This window comes from Kitasatospora sp. NPDC030952, from assembly GCF_055571335.1.
In genome coordinates this window covers 271,737-287,998 of the sequence record NZ_JBVIFM010000007.1, presented here as the reverse complement: position 1 = coordinate 287,998, position 16,262 = coordinate 271,737, and the positions used below count along the sequence as shown (strand labels likewise).

The window sequence follows — 16,262 nt, the reverse complement described above, 5'->3', positions numbered from 1 at the left end:
TTCCGGTGTCGGCGCGGGTCGGGGGGTCAGGGGGCGGTGGGGCTCGCGGCGGGGTGCCGGGCGGCTTCCTCGTCCTGGGCGTCGTGGGTGTCCTGGGCGTCGCGGGTGTCCTGGGCGTCCTGGGAGTCCTCGGCGCCGGCGGCGTCCTGGGTGTCCTCGCCGTCCACGGCCCGGGGTTCGGCCGGCGCCGTGGGCAGGTCGCGCATCCGGCGCAGCGGCGAGAGCAGCAGCGGCACCGGCACCAGCAGGAAGCCCACCGCGCACAGCCACAGCGCGGCGCGCGGGCCGGCCCAGTCGGCGACGAGCCCGCCGCCGAGGGCGCCGATCGGCATCGTGCCCCACACCAGGAAGCGCATGGTGGCGTTCATCCGCCCGAGCAGTTCGGGCGGGCACACGCTCTGCCGGAAGCTCACCTGGGCGACGTTGTAGGCCACCGCGCCGAACAGCACCACGCCGGAGGCGAGGCCGAACAGCAGGGCGCCCGAGCCGCCGGCGGCGAGCGGCCACAGCAGCGCGAACGGTGCGCTCACCACGGTGGCCAGCCAGATCAGCCGGGCCTGCCCGACCCAGCGGGACAGCTGCCCGGCGCACAGCGCACCGGCCAGCCCGCCGACGGCGGAGGCCGACAGCAGCGCGCCGATGGCCCCGGGCGACAGGTCGAGCACCCGCACCCAGAACACCGTCTGGACGGCCATCAGCACGGCGGCGAACAGGTTGGACGTCGCGGTGGCGGCGGCGATCGCCCGCAGCAGCGGGTGTCCGAGTACGAAGCGCACGCCTTCGGCCACCTCGGCGCGCAGCGAACGCCCGGGCTCCGGCTCGGGCCGGGGCTCCTCGACCTTGATCCGGGCGAGCAGCAGGGCGGAGGCGAGGTAGCCGCAGGCGTCGGCCACGATGGCCAGCGGCGCGCCGAGCAGCTGGACCAGCCCGCCGCCCAGGCCCGGCCCGGCGATCTGCGCCGAGGACCGTACGGTCTCCAGCGCACCGTTGCCGGCCACCAGTCGCTCACGCGGCAGGACGGCGGGCAGGAAGGACTGGTGGGCCACGTCGAAGAACACCGTGGCCACCCCGGTGATCAGCGCGACCAGGTAGAGCTGCGGCATGGTCAGCACGCCGAACGCCGCCGCCGGCGGGATCGAGCCCACCGCGAGGCAGCGCACCACGTCCGCGCGGATCAGCACCGGGAGCTTGCGCATCCGGTCCAGCCAGGCACCGGCCGGCAGGCCGACCAGCAGGAAGGCGGCGGTCTCGGCCGCGGTCAGCAGGCCGACCTCGAACGGGGTGGCGTCGAGCACCACCACCGCCACCAGCGGCAGGGCTACCAGCGTGACCTGACTGCCCGTCTGGGCCGCCGCGGCTCCGGTCAGCAGGAGCCGAAAGTCGCGGTGGCCGAACAGACGGGCCTGGCGGGGGTGAGGCTTCTCGTTCATCGATGCGACTCTCGGTCACACATTCGACACAGGGCAAGCACCTGGTCCGTTTCCGGACGAACCTGGGGTCGGCCGGATCCCGCCACGGCCGGAACGGCCCCTTGCACCTCGCTTACGGGCCCTTATGCCCCGGCGTCGATCCGGCCCGCGCCCGCCCCGGCCCGTCCGCCAAGGCATCACGGCCCACCGGGACGTCCGGCCGGGCCCATGACCAGGGAGTCCATTTCACCGTCCGCTATCCGGACGCCCGTTTTCCGGCCACCGGAGCCGACCGCTCAACTTGGCCGGAATCCATGAGGTACCTGCCTTCCGTAACCCCATCGTGATATCGGCGTGACCGTTCGGAGCCGCTAACGGGCCCTGCGGGCTGCTTCTCGGTGGCCGGTCGACCACTCACCGCAACCGGCCCGGCGGGGGTTCCTCACGCCCCTCGTCGCTCCCGCACGCCCGGTCCGGGGTCGCCCTCACGCCCCCCTCACGCCCCCTCGTCGCCCCCGCGCCGGGTCACCGCGAGCACCGCCATGTCGTCGTCCCGTGGGCCGCCCGTCCACCGGGCCACGTCCGCCACCAGCGCCTCCACCGCCGCCCGCGCCCCGGCGAACGGCCCGAGCGGGGCCAGCCCGCGCACCGGGTCGTAGAACTCCCCCGCGGCGTCCCGCGCCTCCGTCACCCCGTCGGTCACCAGCAGCAGCGTGCACCCCGGCGGGAACGGCCTGGTCTCCACCGCCGGGCGCGGCATCCCCAGCCCGCCCATCCCCAGCGGCAGCCCCGGATCGGCCGCGTCCCACCGGCACACCGCCGGCCCGCCGTCGCCCAGCAGGTACGGCCCGGGGTGACCGCAGTCCAGGGTCCGGGCCACCGCCTCCCCCGGCGGGAACTCCACCAGCAGCGCCGTGATGAACCCCTCCAGCCGCAGTTCCTCGCTCAGCTGCGCGCTCTCCCGGGCCAGCGTGCGCTCCAACGCGTCCGCCAGCGCACCGAGGTCCGGCTCCCGGTGCGCGTCCTCCCGGAACGCCCCCAGCAGCACCGACACCGCCCCCACCGCGTGCAGCCCCTTGCCCCGCACGTCCGCGATCAGCACCCGCACCCCGTACCGCGTGGCCTGCAGCGCGTACGCGTCACCGCCGATCAGCGCCTCGTCCTGGGCCGCCCGGTAGCAGGCCGCCACCTCCAGCCCGGCCACCAGCCCCGGCGGCTCCGGCAGCACCGCCCGCTGCGCCGCCTCCGCCACCGACCGCACCCGCGCCAGCCGCCGCCCCTGCCGGGCCACCACCCGGTTCACCCCGATCCCGAGCAGGGCGGCGAAGGCGGTGTTCACCAGCTCCAGGTAGCCGTCCTGGGTCCCGATCGACCCGTCCCGCACCGAGAGCACCAGGATCCCGGTCACGTTCGCCAGCGCCACCGCCACGGTGTCCCGCAACGTCAGCAGCGCACCCGACAGCACGGCGGCCGCCGCCAGCATCGGATCGCCCCAGTAGTCGGTCGGATCCAGCGAGTTCCACACCAGCCCGCCGACGATCAGCAACCACGGCGCGACCCGCACGTACGGCGGCCACTGCACGGACCTCGGGGCCATCGGCTACCTGGCTTCCGTCTCGCCCCCGCTCTCTCCCCCCGCTCTGCACCGATCGTAGGCACGGGCGGCAGCGGGGCGCGCGAGATGGCGGGAACGGCGGTCCCGCCGGGCGGCCAGGGATGCACCGCGGCCACCGGGGGACGGCTCGTCCGGCACGGCGCGGGCGGCGGCCCGGCCCCGAAGCCCCGGCGATCGGCCGGCGGAGCCGAGGCCCCGGCCGTCCGCGTCGTTCGATCCGTACGCACCCGCCGCCGCCCGCATGGTTATCATGTCCATGCGGATCAACCCGCGACGCGGGTACCGCAGAAGGGGGCACTCATGCGACCGAACGCACTCGTGAAGACGCACGCCACCGCCAGGGCCGTGGTCGGACTCGCCGTCGGAGGCCTGGCCGGCGCCGCGACCGAGGCCGCGTTCGCGCGGTACTGCGACCCCCTCTGACCACCGGCCACCGACCTTCGACTCCCCACCCCCGGCCCCTCACCTCCGGTCTCCGGCCGCGCACCGGGATCGGACGGGCACCCCTGACGGCGCCGAGGGCGCGGGAGTCGAGGACCCGGGACCGGATCGGCCGGCGCCAACGGCCGGTCCGGTCCCGCGCCGCTCCCACCGCCGATCGTCGCTCCCCGGTCCCCCTACCGCCGCCGGAACCGCCGCCCTGGTCGCCCACCTGCGGGCCGCCTACCCGGGGCCGTGACGGACAGGCCCTACACCACGGCCGCGCCGTCGGCGATGTGCAGCACTGCGGCCGCTCCGTCGGCGATGTGCAGCACTGCGGCCGCGCCGTCGAGGGTCTCCGGGTCGAGCGGGAAGTAGCCCTGGCGCGGGGTGGTGTCGGTGCGGGTCTCGGCTGTGCCCGAGACCGGTGGGGTCGTCAACCGCCAGTCGCAGGAAGGGGATTGCAGCGGTGCCTCGTACGTTCCCGGGGCCGGCTCGCCCAGCCCGAGCGCCGTGCTGCGCCCGAGGCTCCCGGCGATGAACACGTAGCGCTCCGCCAGCAGCGAGCCGGCGATGTGGCCGGCGCCGTTCCAGCCGCAGTCCAGCTCCCCCTGCGACCAGGCGCTCGGGTTCCGCTGGAGGTGCCGGTTGTGGGCGAACACCAGGGTCGGGCCGCGCCGGGCCTCCATCTCGCGGATGTCGAGCAGGTTCTGCGCCATCAGGGCGTCCCGCATCCTGATCAGGCCGGAGATCCGGGCGCTCGTCCCGAGGCCCTGGACCGCCGACTGCGCGTGGTAGCGCAGCAGTCCGAGTCCGGCCTGCAGCCGGGTCCGGGCCCGGAGCCACTCGGTGTGCGAGCCGGCCGCGATCAAGTCCGGTGCCCGGACGTAGAGTTGGTTGAGAAGGTCGTCGGCGGTGCGGCGCAGCCGTTCGGCCTCCGGGGTGGCCCCGGGTGAGGCGGCGGCGTCCAGGATCGCCTCCTCGCGCTCCCAGCGCTCGTCCTCCCCCGTCAACGCGGCGATGTCGAGGTCGAGTCGCAGGTAGTCACGGGCGTGTTCGAGGTAGCGGCGCGGGCTGGGGGCCGTGGTGTTCTCGGTCGGGATGTCGAAGCCGTGGAAGGCGAGTTGCTCACCGGCTTCCCGGTCGCGGTTGAACTCCCGCATCCAGGTGAGGAGTCGGCGGTTTCCCGGTTGGGCGCCGAATCCGTGGGTGAAGCCTTCGGCCAGTGCCGCGTCGAGGGTGCCCGCGCCGTGCCGGACGTAGTCGTCCACGGCGAGCGCGGCCACCCGGTCGGTCTCCAGGGCGATCGAGCGGAAGCCCTGTGCCACGAGTTGGGCGAACAGCCGGTTGCGGACCAGCCCGAAGGCCGGTTCCTGGTGCGTCGGCTCGCCGAGCGCCAGCAGTTCGCAGGAGGGGGTGTGGAAGTCTCGGATGTCCTGACTCATGGACCTCAAGCGTATCCTTGAAAGAACGGTTGAGACTTTCGGCGTCTCAGCCCGGCGATTCCGCCGAGAAGTCTCAAACCGGAGGTCACCGCCGTGCGCCCCGCCGACCTCGCCCGCGAGCACGGGATCTCGACCCAGGCCGTACGCAACTACGAGCGCGACGGCTTCCTCCCGCCCGCCGAGCGCACCCCCAGCGGGTACCGGGTCTACACCGAGCGGCACGCCGCCGCCCTGCGCGCCTTCCTCGCCCTCGTCCCGGCCTTCGGACACCCGACCGCGGGCCTGGTGATGGCCGCCGTGCACGCCGACCGGCCGGACGAGGCGCTGACCGCCGTCGACCGGGGCCACGCCCAGCTGCTGCGCGACCGGGAGACGCTCGCCGCCGTCCACCGGGCCGTCGACCACCTCACGGCCGAGCGGCGACCGGCCGCGCCCACCGCGCCCGACCCGCTCAGCATCGGCGAACTCGCCCACCGGCTCGGCCTCACCCCCGCCACCCTGCGCAGCTGGGAGGCCGCCGGCGTCCTCGCCCCGGCCCGCGACCGCGCCACCGGCCACCGCTCCTACCGCCCGGACGACACCCGCGACGCCGAACTCGCCCACCTGCTGCGGCGCGGCGGCTACCCGCTGGCCCACATCGCCACCGTGGTCCGGCAGGTCCGCACGGCGGGCGGCACGGACTCGCTCGCCGAGGCCCTCGACGGCTGGCAGCGGCACCTCACCGCCCGGGGCCGGGCCATGCTCACCGCGGCCGCCCGGCTCGACGCCTACCTGTCGGTCCACTGCGGTCCACGCAACGGCGGCCAGTCGCAGCTCTGACGGACGGCGGAGCCCCACGCGGTCCCACCCGCTGCGCGGGAGGTCGGCGGTCCGACGTCCCGCCCGAACACTGCCCGGTCGGTCGCCCCGGTCGCCCCGGTCGCCCCGGCGGCCGGGGCGACCGGGGCTCCGGGGGCAGACCCGCTTGTCCCCGGTTATGGCCGCCGCGCCCTGTCCATCGCCGCGCTCGGGGCCTATCGTCGCCCCCTGACCGTGTCCCGAGTGCATCCCGGACCGAGGAGAGCGACCCCATGCACGCGCAGCAAGGCCGTCCGAGCCGTAGAACGCCGCGGCCCGCGACATCCCCGGCATCCGCGGCACCGTCGCGGTCCACTCCCCTGTCGATCCTTCAGGGGTCGATCGGGAACGCCGCCGTGGGCCGGATGCTCGCCACCCGGGCGCCGGCCGTCCAGCGGATGCCCGGCACGGACGAACAGCAGGGGCAGGCCTCGACCGTGATCAGTGGACACGGGCGGTTCGGCGACAACCAGCGCCTGCCCAAGAACCCCGACAACCCGCGCAGCCGGGCGCTCAAGGCCACCTTCACGGTGCCTGCGGGCGTCGAACTCGTCGTCTACGCCCCGCCCGGCGCGTGGCTGGAGAACGAGGTGGCCAATCTCGTCGAGTCCGGCACCCCGCCGACCACGGACGACCTCGAACTGGTCGGGAACAACAACAAGCGCAAGCCCATGCCGCCCGACTACCCCAAGACCTTCCGCGCGGGCGAGGAGGTCATCAACTACAAACTGATGCCCCTCGACGCCAAGCACCTGGCCGATGGCGCGGTCTCGGTCGATGCCGGCACGCTGCGGGACAAGGTGCAGGAACTCCTCGAAGCCCGCGAGGACCAGAGCGAGGACGCCCCGCCGCTGACGATCCACTACGCCTGCTGCGGTGTGGGCTCCTCCAGCGTCTCGGAGATCGACCGGCTCTTCGTCCACCGCAACTACACGGTGATGATGCGCACCACACCCAGGACCCCGAGCCCGGAACCGGAGGAACCGCCCAAACGCCGCAGGAAGAAGTAGCGACCGCGCGGCAGCAGGTCAGGCCCGCGGGGACGGCGCGGCGGCGACCGGCGTGACGGCCTCCGCCCCCACCGCACCACTAGGTCCTGTCCAGCCGATCTTGGCGGATCAGCGCGGGCCCGGCAAGATCGGCCGGACAGGGCCTGGCACCGGGCGGTCAGTGCCCGACGTCCGGCCCCGGGTAGGAGAGCCGGTGGCAGCCGCCCGCCGGGAGGCGCAGCCGCAGCCGCCGGGTGTCCCCCGGGACCGCGGCCGCCTCGGCCAGGTTGCCCGCCTCGTCGGTGAGGACGGGGATGCCCCCGCGCTCGGGCAGGTGGAGGTCGAACGTCACGTCCCGGGTGGCGCGCAGCTCGGCTCCGGTCAGCAGACCGTGGCGCCAGCTCAGGCCGACGGTGAGCCCGCCCCGCGCGCGCAGCCCGCGGACGTCGCCGTCCGGCCAGGACGGCGGCAGGGCGGGCAGCAGCCGCAGGACGCCGTTGTGGCTCTGCAGCAGCGTCTCGGCGATGGCGGCGGTGATGCCGAGGTTGCCGTCGATCTGGAACAGCCGGGGCGGGTGCAGGTCGAGGAGGTTGGGCGCGATCGAGGTGGCGAGCAGACGCTCGACGGCGTGCCCGGCGAGGGCACCGTCGCCCAGGCGGGCGGCGAGCGCGGCAACCCAGGCGAGGCTCCAGCCGGTCCCGCCCCCGCCGTGTTCCAGCCGGCGGTGCAGGGCGCGGCGGGCCGGGTCGAGCAGGGTGTCGTCGCCTAGGCCGAGCGGGTCGACGGCGGTGCCCGGGTAGAGGCCGTAGAGGTGGGACAGGTGGCGGTGGCCCGGGTCCTCCTCGGGGAGGTCGTCCCGCCACTCCAGCAGCCGCCCGTCGGCGGCGAGGGCGGGGGGCCGCAGCCGGGCCCGGACGGCGGCCAGTTCCTCCGCCAGGCCGTGGTCGACGCCCAGTTCGCGGGCGGCCGTGACGGTGTTGTCGAGCAGTTCGGCGGCCAGCCAGTGGTCCATGGCGCAGCCGGCGTCGACGGCCGCCAGGGTGCCGTCGGGGAGCCGGAAGTGGTGCTCGGGCGAGGTGGACGGGCAGGTCACCAGCGTGCCGTCGGCGTCCTCGACCAGCAGGTGGGTGAGGAAGCGGGCCGCCTCGCGCAGCACCGGGTAGGCGCGGTCGGCGAGGAAGGCCCGGTCCCCGTGGAAGAGGTGGTGGTCCCACAGGTGGGCGGCCAGCCACGGGCCCGCCATCGGCCAGTGGGCCCAGACCGGGTCCCCCGACACGGGGTTGGTGGCACGCCAGAGGTCGACGTTGTGGTGGCAGCACCAGCCCGGCGCGCCGTAGTAGGCCCGCGCGGTGGAGCGCCCGGCTTCGGCGAGGTCGGCGACGAGGTCGAACAGCGGCTCGTGGCACTCGGCGAGGCCGGTGGTCTCGGCGGGCCAGTAGTTCATCTGGAGGTTGATGTTCGACGTCCAGGCGGAGTTCCAGGGCGGGGTGAGGTGCTCGTTCCAGATGCCCTGGAGGTTGGCGGGCTGGGTGCCGGGCCGCGAGGAGGCGATCAGCAGGTAGCGGCCGTAGGCGAACAGCAGGGCCGCGAGTCCTGGGTCCGCGGCGCCGGCGTTCGCGGCGGCGAGGCGTTCGTCGGTCGGCCGTGCCGCCGCCTCCGCGTCCGGGTCCGTGTCCGCGTCAGCCGTCGCGTTCGCCCGGTCGTGGAGCCGGAGTGCGGCCGCGTCGTAGAGCCGCCGGTGGTCGGCCGCGTGGTCGGCGCGCAGCCGGTCGTAGTGCTGTCCGTCGGTGAGGTCGAGGCGGCGGCGTGCCTCGGCGAGCGCGGTCCCGGGGCCGTCGGGGCGCCGCCGCCAGTCGCGGTACCCGGTGCCGACGGCGACCAGGAGCACCGCCTCGTCGGCGGCGGTCACGTCGATCGTGCCCTCGCCGGTGCTCACCTGCCCGGTCGCCGTGCGCACCCGTACCGCGGCGGCGAAGCCCGTGCCCTCGTCCGCCCGGTACTCGGCGGGTTCGTCCTGACCGGGCGTGAGGCGCACCGGGGCGCGCCCGTGGACCGACAGGGTGGCGGTGCCGGGTTCGACGGCCGGGCCGGGGGCAGGGTGGGGCGTGGCCAGGCCCACCCGGAACGAGAGGGCGCCGGGGGTGTCCGTGCTGAGGCGGACGACCAGCACGCCCGCCGGGGCGGAGACGAAGCCCTCCCGCCGGTAGCGGACGCCTCCGGCGGTGAACGACACCGTGTGCACGGCCTCGGCGAGGTCCAGCTCCCGCCGGTAGTCGGCGGGGTCGCCCTGGCCGTCCTGGCCGTCCTGGCCGTTCTGGCCGGAGGAGGGGAAGCCCAGCAGCAGGGTGGCCAGCGGCTGGTACGCCTCGGTGTCCGGCCCGGTGAAGTGGGTGGCGGCGATCGCGTGGGCGCCCGCGAGGTCGCGGTCGCGCAGCACCGCCGCCCGCAGCGCGGGGAGGAGCTCGGCGGCGCCCGCCCGGTCGCGCGGGCCCGGTCCGCCGGACCACAGGGTGTCCGCGTTGAGCTCGATCCGCTCGGTGCGCACGCCTCCGTACGTCATGGCGCCGAGCCGGCCGTTGCCGAGCGGCAGCGCCGTCAGGAAGTCGTCGGCGGGGCGCCGGTACCAGAGGGTTTCCGCGGTGGGCTGCTGGTCGTCCGTCAACACGGGGTCCATCCGATCGTCGGCCTGGCGGGACTCGTCGTGGGGGTGGTCGGGCCGGAAGAAGGGGGTCAGCGGGCGGTAGCGGCGCTGTCGCGGCGGTCGCCGCCCGGAAGGGTGGGTTCGCACGTCAGGGCTCCTCGGTCGCGGGAGGCCGCTCGTGGTTGAGCCGGCCGGAGACGAAGCCGTCGATGACGGCGGGCGTCGCGCCGAAGCCCGCCTCGGCCACGGCCTCCGGGATCGAGGCCAGTTCCGCGGCCGCGGCGGCCACCTCGGTGGTGAGTTCGACGCGGACCGTGTCGCCGAGGTCGCGCACCCGCAGCTGCTCGGATCGCAGCCCGGCCCGGTGGAGTGCCCGGCGCACCGCCGCCTCGGCGCGGTCGACGCGGGCCAGCCGGTGCCGGGTGACGGGGATGCCGTAGCGGATGCGGCTGGCCAGGCAGGGCGTGGCGGGTTTGTCCCAGGTCGGCAGGGACCACAGCCGGCTGACGGCCCGTACGTCCGCCTTGGTCAGGCCCGCGTCCAGCAGCGGGGTGCGGATGCCGCGCTCGTGGCCGGCCCGGATGCCCGGTCGGAAGGGGTCGGCCGCGTCGTCGGCGTTGGTCCCGGTGGCGACCGTGCCGAAGCCGTGCTCCCCAGCCACGGCCGCGATGGTGTCGAGGACCTCGGACTTGCAGAAGTAGCAGCGGTCCGGGCCGTTGGCCCGGTACCCGGGGCGGTTCAACTCCCCGGTGCGGGGCGTCAGGTGGGCCACGCCGAGGTCCCCGGCCAGGGCGCGGGCGGCGCCGAGTTCGCCGGCGGCCAGGCTCTCCGAGACGGCCGTCACGGCGAGCACGCCGTCCGGTCCCAGCGCCCGTACGCCGGCCGCGAGCACGAGGGCGGAGTCGGCGCCGCCGGAGTAGGCGACGGCCAGCGGACCGATCGCGCAGACGGTCGACAGGAGGGCGGCGGCCTTCTCCCCCGCCGTGCCGTCGTATCCCGATTCGCCCTTCACGGCGTTCCGCCCTTCTCCGTCGAACCGTCGGGGTGCTCCTGCTCGGCCAGCCGACGGGCCCGGTCGGCGACGACGCGCAGTGGCAGGCCGGTGCGCCGGGCCGCGGCCGCCGCGTCGTCGTGCTCCGCCTTGGAGCCGAAGGGGCCCTGCTTGACCCGTACCGGCACGCCGTCGATCTCGACGCCGCGCGTCGTTCGGTGCACCGCGACGCGGGTCTGGACGGTCTGCCGCACGCCGAGCGTGCCGGTCTCGGCGAGCACCACCTCGCGGAGCCGCTCGGCGCTCTCCGGTCGGACGAGGAGGTGCAGCACCTGGGCGGGCCGGCCCTTCTTCATCACGGCCGGGGTCGTCCAGGCGTCGAGCGCGCCTTCGTCCAGGGCTCGCGCGATGGTGTGGGCGAGGGTCTCGCCGGTGACGTCGTCGAGGTTGGTCTCCAGGGTGACCACGGCCTCGACTCCCGAGCCCCCGACCGTCGGGGGAAGGCGGCCCAGGGTGACGGCCACCACGTTCGGGCGGTCGGCCAGGACGCGCGTGCCGGCGCCGTAGCCGGTCGTCACCGGCGTCATCGTCGGCGGCGGGCCGTAGCGGGCGCCGGTGGCGCGCAGCAGCGCGGCACCGGTCGGGGTGACGGTCTCCCCGCACAGGTCGGTGCCGGTCACCGTGGCCCCGGACAGCAGTTCCAGGGTGGCGGGCGCCGGGCAGGGCAGCAGCCCGTGTGCGGCGCGGACCCGGCCGGTGCCGAGCGGCAGTGGCGCGCAGACCACCTCGGTGACACCGAGGGCGTGCAGCGCGGCGGCGACGCCGACGATGTCCACCAGGGCGTCGTGGCCGCCGAGTTCGTGCAGGTGGACCTCGGCGGGGTCGACGCCGTGCAGTCGGCCCTCGGCGCGGGCGATCGCGGTGAGCGCCGCGGTGCTCAGCGCGGCCACCGGCGCGGGGCGGGCCGCGGCGGCCAGCTCCATTAGCTCGGCGGCCCGCCGCTCGGTGGCGGTGTCGGTCACCCGGACCCGGGCGCTGGTCGCGGTGAGGCCGTGGACGGTCACCCGCTCGGCGTCGAGCTCCCATCCGGTGAGGCCGGTCGTGCCGATCGAGGCCCGGACCTGTTCCAGCGGGGCGCCGGCGTCGAGCAGCGCGCCGAGGAGCATGTCGCCGGCGAGGCCGGTGAACGGGTTGATCCAGCAGATCACGAGCGCCGGCTCCTCGCCCAGGCGAGCCGGTGCGCGGCCATCGCCGCGCCGAAGCCCGAGTCGATGTTGACCACCGTGAGCCCGGCCGCGCAGGAGGCGTGCATGGCCAGCAGCGCGGTGACCCCCTCCAGGGAGGCGCCGTACCCGGTCGAGACCGGCACGGCGATCACCGGGCAGCCGACCAGCCCGCCGACGACGCTGGCCAGGGCGCCCTCCATCCCGGCCACGACGACGACGGCGTCGCTCTCGCGCAGCTGCTCCTGGACCCGGAGCACGCGCTGCAGGCCGGCCACGCCCACGTCGTGCACGGTGCTGACGGCCAGTCCCACGGCCTCGGCCACGGCGGCCGCCTCGATGGCCACCGGCCAGTCGGAGGTGCCGCCGGAGACCACGGTCAGGGTGAAGCCGTTCGGCGCGGCCGGGCGCCACACCAGCAGGCCCGCCAGGAGGTCGTAGGAGCCTCCTGGCACGTGGCCGAGGACGTCGGCGGCGGTCTCGGCGTCCACCCGCGTGACCAGGACCGGCCCGGTGTTGCCGCGCAGCAGTGCGGTGACGATGGCGCAGATCTGGGCGGGTGTCTTGCCCGGCCCGTAGACGACCTCGGGCAGTCCCTGGCGCTGCTCGCGGCCGAGGTCCACCTGGGCGAAGTCGAGGTCGTGGACGCGGGTGGGGTGCATGGGGCGCTGCTCCTCGCGGGGCTGTGGTTCGGGGACGGCGGGGCGGGCTCGGGCGCGCGCGTCAGGGCGTCGCCGCTGCGGCCGGTCGCAGGTACGGGATCGTCATCGGCCCTTCCGGCAGGACGCACACCCGGGCGTCCGGGCCGGCGGCGGCGAGCGCCTCGGCCACGGTCGCCGAGATGTCGGCGGTCTGCTCCAGGTGGGCGGTCGCCAGCTCGGCGTCGCTGAGGTGGGAGGTGTGCATCACCACCCGGCAGGAGGACTGGATCCGGGCCTGGACCTGCACCTGCCACTGGTCGGGCACGGTCCGCGGCCTGGCCTCGATCTCCGCGAGCAGGGCCTGCGGGGAGGGCGCGGAGGCCAGCACCTCGCGGTAGGAGCCGTGGTCGGGGAAGCCGTCGCGGCACTCGGCCGCGCAGACGATCAGCCCGCCGGGCCGGACCACCGTGTGGGCGGCCGACATGCCCTTGACCGACTGGTACAGGTTCTGGTCGAGCGGGTGGCCCGCGTTGGTGGCGACCACCACGTCGAAGCGTCGCTCGACCGGGCGCATCGCGATCCGGCGGGCGGCGGCGGTGGCCGCGGCGTGCATGGGCAGCAGGTCGCCGCCGAAGGCCTCGACGATGCGGTGGTCCCGGTTGAGGACTACGTCGAGGGCGAAGTCGACTCCGGTGCCCGCCGCGATGGCGCGGACGTCGTCGTGGACGGGGTTGCCGTGCGTGGTGCCCCAGGTCGCGCGGGGGTCGCCGATCCGCTTGGCGTCGTGCAGGACGAGCACGGTCTCCAGGGCGGCCAGCCCGGGGGCCACCAGTTTGGGGCCGCCGGAGAAGCCGGCGAAGAAGTGCGGTTCGACGAAGCCGGTGGTGATCCGGACGTCCGCCTCCACCCACTCCCGGTTGAGCCGGACCGGGACGTCGTCGCCCCAACGGCCCACCCAGGCCAGCTGGTCGTCGTCGCGGGCGTCATGGTTGACGATCCGGATCCGGTCGACCACCTCGTCACCGAACATCCGCCGCAGTTCGTGCGGGTCGTTGCCCCGGTGGGTGCCGGTGGCCACCAGGATCACCACGTCCTCCGGCCGGACGATCCCCTCCAGCTCGGCCAGGACGGCCGGGATCATCAGGTGGCGCGGCTGGGGCCGGGTGCCGTCGCAGGCGGAGATGGCCACCGTCTGGCCCGGCTCGACCCGTTCCCGCAGCGGCGGACCGGCCACCGGCCGGCGCAGTGCCTCCCGGAGCGCGGCCGTCCCGTCGGGGGCGCCCGGGTGGTGCAGCGGCTCCACGACGGTGGTGACGGCCGGGTCGACGTCGATGTCGAGCCCGGTCTCCCCGTAGGCGAGTCGCACCCTCATATCGGTTCCTTCCCGGCACCGGGCGACGTCGGCTCGCGCAGCCCGTAGGCGCGCACCGCGGTGCCACCGAAGACCTCGGCGCGCTCGTGCGACCGCAGTCCGTTCGTCAACTCGGCGGCAGCGTCGACGACTTGTTCGTAGGAAGCGGCCAGCAGGCAGACCGGCCAGTCGGAGCCGAACATGACCCGGTCGGGCCCGAAGGCCTCCAGGGCGGTCTCGGCGTAGGGGCGGAGACCGGCGACGCTCCAGGCATCCCGGCGGGCTTCCGTCACCAGGCCGGAGAGCTTGCAGAAGACGTTGGGCTCACCGGCCAGTTCGCGCAGTCGGCCCGCCCACGGCTCCCGCTCGCCGCGCGCGATCGGCGGCTTGGCGAGGTGGTCGAGGACGAACGGCTGGTCCGGGAGGGCGCGCACGGCCTCGATGGCGCACGGGAGTTGGTGGGGCAGGACGAGCAGGTCGTAGCAGAGGCCGGCGGCGCCGACGGCGCGCAGTCCGCGCCGGACGTCCGGGCGGCCGAGCCAGCCCGGGTCGGCCTCGCCCTGGACGAGGTGCCGGATGCCGACCAGGTGCTCGCCTCCCGGCCCCTGCCGCAGGTCGGCCAGGGTGTCGGCGAGGTCGGGCGCGGTGAGGTCCGCCCAGCCGACGACGCCGGCGACCAACGGCTCGACGGCGGCCAGGGCGAGGAACTCCCGGGTCTCCGCCAGGTCCGGCAGGACCTGCACCAGAACGGTGCGTTCGATGTCGGCCGCCCGGACGTGGGGGGCGAGGTCGGCCATCCCGAAATCACGCCGGATGGCCGCCGACCCCGGTTCGTCGAGCCAGGTCTGCGGGCGCCGGCCCAGGTCCCAGACGTGGTGGTGCGCGTCGACTCTCACCCGCGATCGCTCCTCGGTCAGTGGTGGACGACTGGTCAGGTGGAGCGCGGGTGATCCGACCGCGGGCGCGGGGCGGCGGGGACCGGCTCCCCCTCGGCCAGGTGGTCGCGCAGCCAGCGTTCGGTGGTGTTGACGTGCATCAGGGCGGCGGCCCGGGCGAGGTCCGGGTCTCGGGCGACGAGGGCCCGGTGGATCGCCTCGTGCTCGGCGATGGTCCGCCCGGCCGCGTCCGCGTCGGCCAGCCCCCGCCACGCCCGGGCGCTGAGGGTTCGTCCGGAGATGTGCTCCAGCAGCGTGGCCAGGGTCTCGTTGCGGGTGGCGCGGATCACCGCCCGGTGGAACGCCGCGTCGTGCCGGAGCAGGAGTTCCGTGTCGTCCCGGGCGTCCCGCATGGCCGACAGGTGCCGTTCCACCTCGGCGAGGTCCTCGTCGGTGATGCGGGTGGCGGCCAGCGCGGTGGCGACCGGCTCGAAGAGCCTGCGCACCTCGGTGAGCTCCAGGACGGTGTCCCCCTGGAGCAGTTCGACCGCGCCGCCGAGTCCTTCCAGCAGCAGGGCGGGCGCCAGGCTGGTCACGTAGGTGCCGTCGCCGCGCCGGATCTCCAGGACCCGGGCGACGACGAGCGACTTCACCGCCTCGCGCATCAGGTTCCGGGACAGGCCGAGCTCGGCCGCGAGCTGCTGCTCCGGGGGCAGCTTCGACCCCGGGGGCAGCTCGCCGTCGCGGATCATCCGGCGGATGCGGGCGATGGCTTTGTCGGTCAGGGACACGGCGCCAACCTAGCAGGTGATCCCATGTCTTGGAAGGGATCCGATCACCGTCTCCAGTCAATTGACGCATGACACCGCGGATTTCTGCACTCCTCGATCTCACGTCATGAGGTGAGAGCTGGGGACGCCCGCTGATACATCCTATGTATCGAGTCGGAGGACGGCCGCGGGACGCGGCTCAGGACTCGGCGTAGGCCGTCGCTCCGGGTGGTCGAGCCCGCGTACACGAACCACACGTGATCTCCGCAGAAGCCCCGCACCGGGCGGCTGTCGCGGGCGGAGCGGATCCGCGTACGATCCGCAGACCACCCGCCGCGGCATGCGGGCACCCATGGAAGATCGAATGAGTTACTGCACGCTCTGCCAACGGCATCTCAACGGCGCACTCTCCTGCCCGGGCTGCGGGCGGCCGGGAGAGGCGCTCCCGGCACAGGAGCCCGAACGCCCGGTCGTGGACCCACCCACCGCGATCCCGGCGCCCCGGGGGGCCCGTCGGCGACCGCGCCGGCGGCGCGGCGCCGCGCTCACCCTTGCCGCTCTCGGCGTGGTGGCGGGCGGGCTGGCCACCGCGGTGGTGGCCTTCGGCCAGGACGACGGCGCGGCGGCCCCGCTCCCGTCGGACAGTGCGACGGCGGCCACGTCGGCCGCCGCACCGTCCGCCCCGCGCTCCGCGAGCGTTCCCGCGACGGCGACGGCCGCACCGGGCACCGCGAGCCCCCTGGCCCAGCCGTCGGCCACCGGCGCCCGCCCCAGTGCGTCGAGGACGACCGCCGCCCCATCCCGCCCGGCCGCCCCGACCGCGTCGTCCGCTCCCCCGCCCACGACGTCCACCACGGCGCCGCCCGCGCAGCACTCGCCCAGCCCGGCCACCCCCACGGCAACGGCGACGCCGACCTGCAAGCCGTTCATCTTCTGGTGCGCCTGACCCCGTGCGACCGGTGGCCGCACCGGGCCTGCCGAGGGCATGAAACTTTCACCCCGGGGATCGCCCCGATCGGCCGTATCACTGGGATGTCCGGGAGGAGTCCAGCCCC

The 16,262-nt window shown here is 75.3% G+C and carries 14 protein-coding genes; 3 read left to right on the top strand and 11 right to left on the bottom strand.

Translation table 11 applies throughout. The features are described 5' to 3' along the window. Positions 1–26: 26 nt before the first annotated feature. Together ACZ47G_RS16330 and ACZ47G_RS16325 are read right to left on the bottom strand one after the other, a co-directional pair. Positions 27–1,430, bottom strand: coding sequence for an MFS transporter (locus tag ACZ47G_RS16330; protein WP_465743093.1), 1,404 nt, complete (start codon positions 1,428–1,430; stop codon positions 27–29). 475 nt (positions 1,431–1,905) lie between these two features. Next, on the bottom strand, positions 1,906–3,006 hold the full coding sequence (locus ACZ47G_RS16325) for a PP2C family protein-serine/threonine phosphatase (protein ID WP_465743091.1): 1,101 nt from the start codon (positions 3,004–3,006) through the stop codon (positions 1,906–1,908). 318 nt (positions 3,007–3,324) lie between these two features. Between ACZ47G_RS16325 and ACZ47G_RS16320 the strand changes: the two genes are divergently transcribed. Further along, on the top strand, positions 3,325–3,447 hold the full coding sequence (locus ACZ47G_RS16320) for a hypothetical protein (RefSeq protein ID WP_465743089.1): 123 nt from the start codon (positions 3,325–3,327) through the stop codon (positions 3,445–3,447). 266 nt (positions 3,448–3,713) lie between these two features. Here ACZ47G_RS16320 and ACZ47G_RS16315 read toward each other — a convergent pair whose 3' ends face one another. Continuing rightward, positions 3,714–4,889, bottom strand: a complete 1,176-nt coding sequence (locus ACZ47G_RS16315) for an erythromycin esterase family protein (protein WP_465743087.1) — start codon at positions 4,887–4,889, stop codon at positions 3,714–3,716. Between the two features lie 93 nt (positions 4,890–4,982). Here ACZ47G_RS16315 and ACZ47G_RS16310 point away from each other — a divergent pair, with 93 nt between their 5' ends. After that, the gene (locus tag ACZ47G_RS16310; protein ID WP_465743085.1) at positions 4,983–5,708 is read left to right on the top strand and encodes a TioE family transcriptional regulator; all 726 of its coding nucleotides are present in this window, start codon (positions 4,983–4,985) and stop codon (positions 5,706–5,708) included. A gap of 383 nt (positions 5,709–6,091) precedes the next feature. Continuing rightward, positions 6,092–6,736 carry a putative adhesin gene (locus ACZ47G_RS16305; RefSeq protein ID WP_465743172.1) on the top strand — a complete coding sequence of 215 codons (645 nt, stop codon included), beginning with the start codon at positions 6,092–6,094 and terminating at the stop codon, positions 6,734–6,736. Positions 6,737–6,893: 157 nt separating this feature from the next. Here ACZ47G_RS16305 and ACZ47G_RS16300 read toward each other — a convergent pair whose 3' ends face one another. The 8 genes from ACZ47G_RS16300 to ACZ47G_RS16265 all read right to left on the bottom strand — a co-directional run bounded on the left by ACZ47G_RS16300 (position 6,894) and on the right by ACZ47G_RS16265 (position 16,137). After that, positions 6,894–9,503 (bottom strand): glycoside hydrolase family 95 protein, encoded by a 2,610-nt coding sequence (locus ACZ47G_RS16300; protein ID WP_465743083.1) that lies wholly within the window; start codon positions 9,501–9,503, stop codon positions 6,894–6,896. Position 9,504: 1 nt separating this feature from the next. Beyond that, positions 9,505–10,368: an ATP-dependent sacrificial sulfur transferase LarE gene (gene larE, locus ACZ47G_RS16295; protein WP_465743081.1), complete on the bottom strand. Its 864-nt coding sequence runs from the start codon at positions 10,366–10,368 to the stop codon at positions 9,505–9,507. Next, on the bottom strand, positions 10,365–11,555 hold the full coding sequence (gene larC, locus ACZ47G_RS16290) for a nickel pincer cofactor biosynthesis protein LarC (RefSeq protein WP_465743079.1): 1,191 nt from the start codon (positions 11,553–11,555) through the stop codon (positions 10,365–10,367). The genes larE and larC overlap by 4 nt, the downstream gene beginning before the upstream one ends. Next, on the bottom strand, positions 11,552–12,232 hold the full coding sequence (gene larB, locus ACZ47G_RS16285; RefSeq protein ID WP_465743077.1) for a nickel pincer cofactor biosynthesis protein LarB: 681 nt from the start codon (positions 12,230–12,232) through the stop codon (positions 11,552–11,554). Before larB ends, larC begins: the two co-directional genes overlap by 4 nt. A gap of 61 nt (positions 12,233–12,293) precedes the next feature. Then, on the bottom strand, positions 12,294–13,583 hold the full coding sequence (larA, locus tag ACZ47G_RS16280) for a nickel-dependent lactate racemase (protein WP_465743075.1): 1,290 nt from the start codon (positions 13,581–13,583) through the stop codon (positions 12,294–12,296). Further along, complete coding sequence (locus tag ACZ47G_RS16275; protein WP_465743073.1) at positions 13,580–14,458, bottom strand: amidohydrolase family protein; 879 nt, start codon at positions 14,456–14,458, stop codon at positions 13,580–13,582. Before ACZ47G_RS16275 ends, larA begins: the two co-directional genes overlap by 4 nt. A gap of 35 nt (positions 14,459–14,493) precedes the next feature. Continuing rightward, a complete protein-coding gene (locus tag ACZ47G_RS16270) occupies positions 14,494–15,228 on the bottom strand; it encodes a FadR/GntR family transcriptional regulator (RefSeq protein ID WP_465743071.1) in 735 nt (244 codons plus the stop codon). 348 nt (positions 15,229–15,576) lie between these two features. Further along, entirely contained in the window at positions 15,577–16,137 is a 561-nt protein-coding gene (locus ACZ47G_RS16265) for a hypothetical protein (protein ID WP_465743069.1), read from the bottom strand. Positions 16,138–16,262 lie beyond the last annotated feature (125 nt).

What these genes read in the sequence shown, in the direction of transcription:
- ACZ47G_RS16325 (WP_465743091.1), bottom strand. Translation starts at nt 3,006, where the DNA reads ATGGCCCCGAGGTCCGTGCAGTGGCCGCCGTACGTGCGGGTCGCGCCG.
- ACZ47G_RS16265 (WP_465743069.1), bottom strand. Translation starts at nt 16,137, where the DNA reads ATGAACGGCTTGCAGGTCGGCGTCGCCGTTGCCGTGGGGGTGGCCGGG.
- ACZ47G_RS16305 (WP_465743172.1), top strand. Translation starts at nt 6,092, where the DNA reads ATGCTCGCCACCCGGGCGCCGGCCGTCCAGCGGATGCCCGGCACGGAC.
- ACZ47G_RS16320 (WP_465743089.1), top strand. Translation starts at nt 3,325, where the DNA reads ATGCGACCGAACGCACTCGTGAAGACGCACGCCACCGCCAGGGCCGTG.
- larA (WP_465743075.1), bottom strand. Translation starts at nt 13,583, where the DNA reads ATGAGGGTGCGACTCGCCTACGGGGAGACCGGGCTCGACATCGACGTC.
- ACZ47G_RS16315 (WP_465743087.1), bottom strand. Translation starts at nt 4,889, where the DNA reads ATGAGTCAGGACATCCGAGACTTCCACACCCCCTCCTGCGAACTGCTG.
- ACZ47G_RS16330 (WP_465743093.1), bottom strand. Translation starts at nt 1,430, where the DNA reads ATGAACGAGAAGCCTCACCCCCGCCAGGCCCGTCTGTTCGGCCACCGC.
- larB (WP_465743077.1), bottom strand. Translation starts at nt 12,232, where the DNA reads ATGCACCCCACCCGCGTCCACGACCTCGACTTCGCCCAGGTGGACCTC.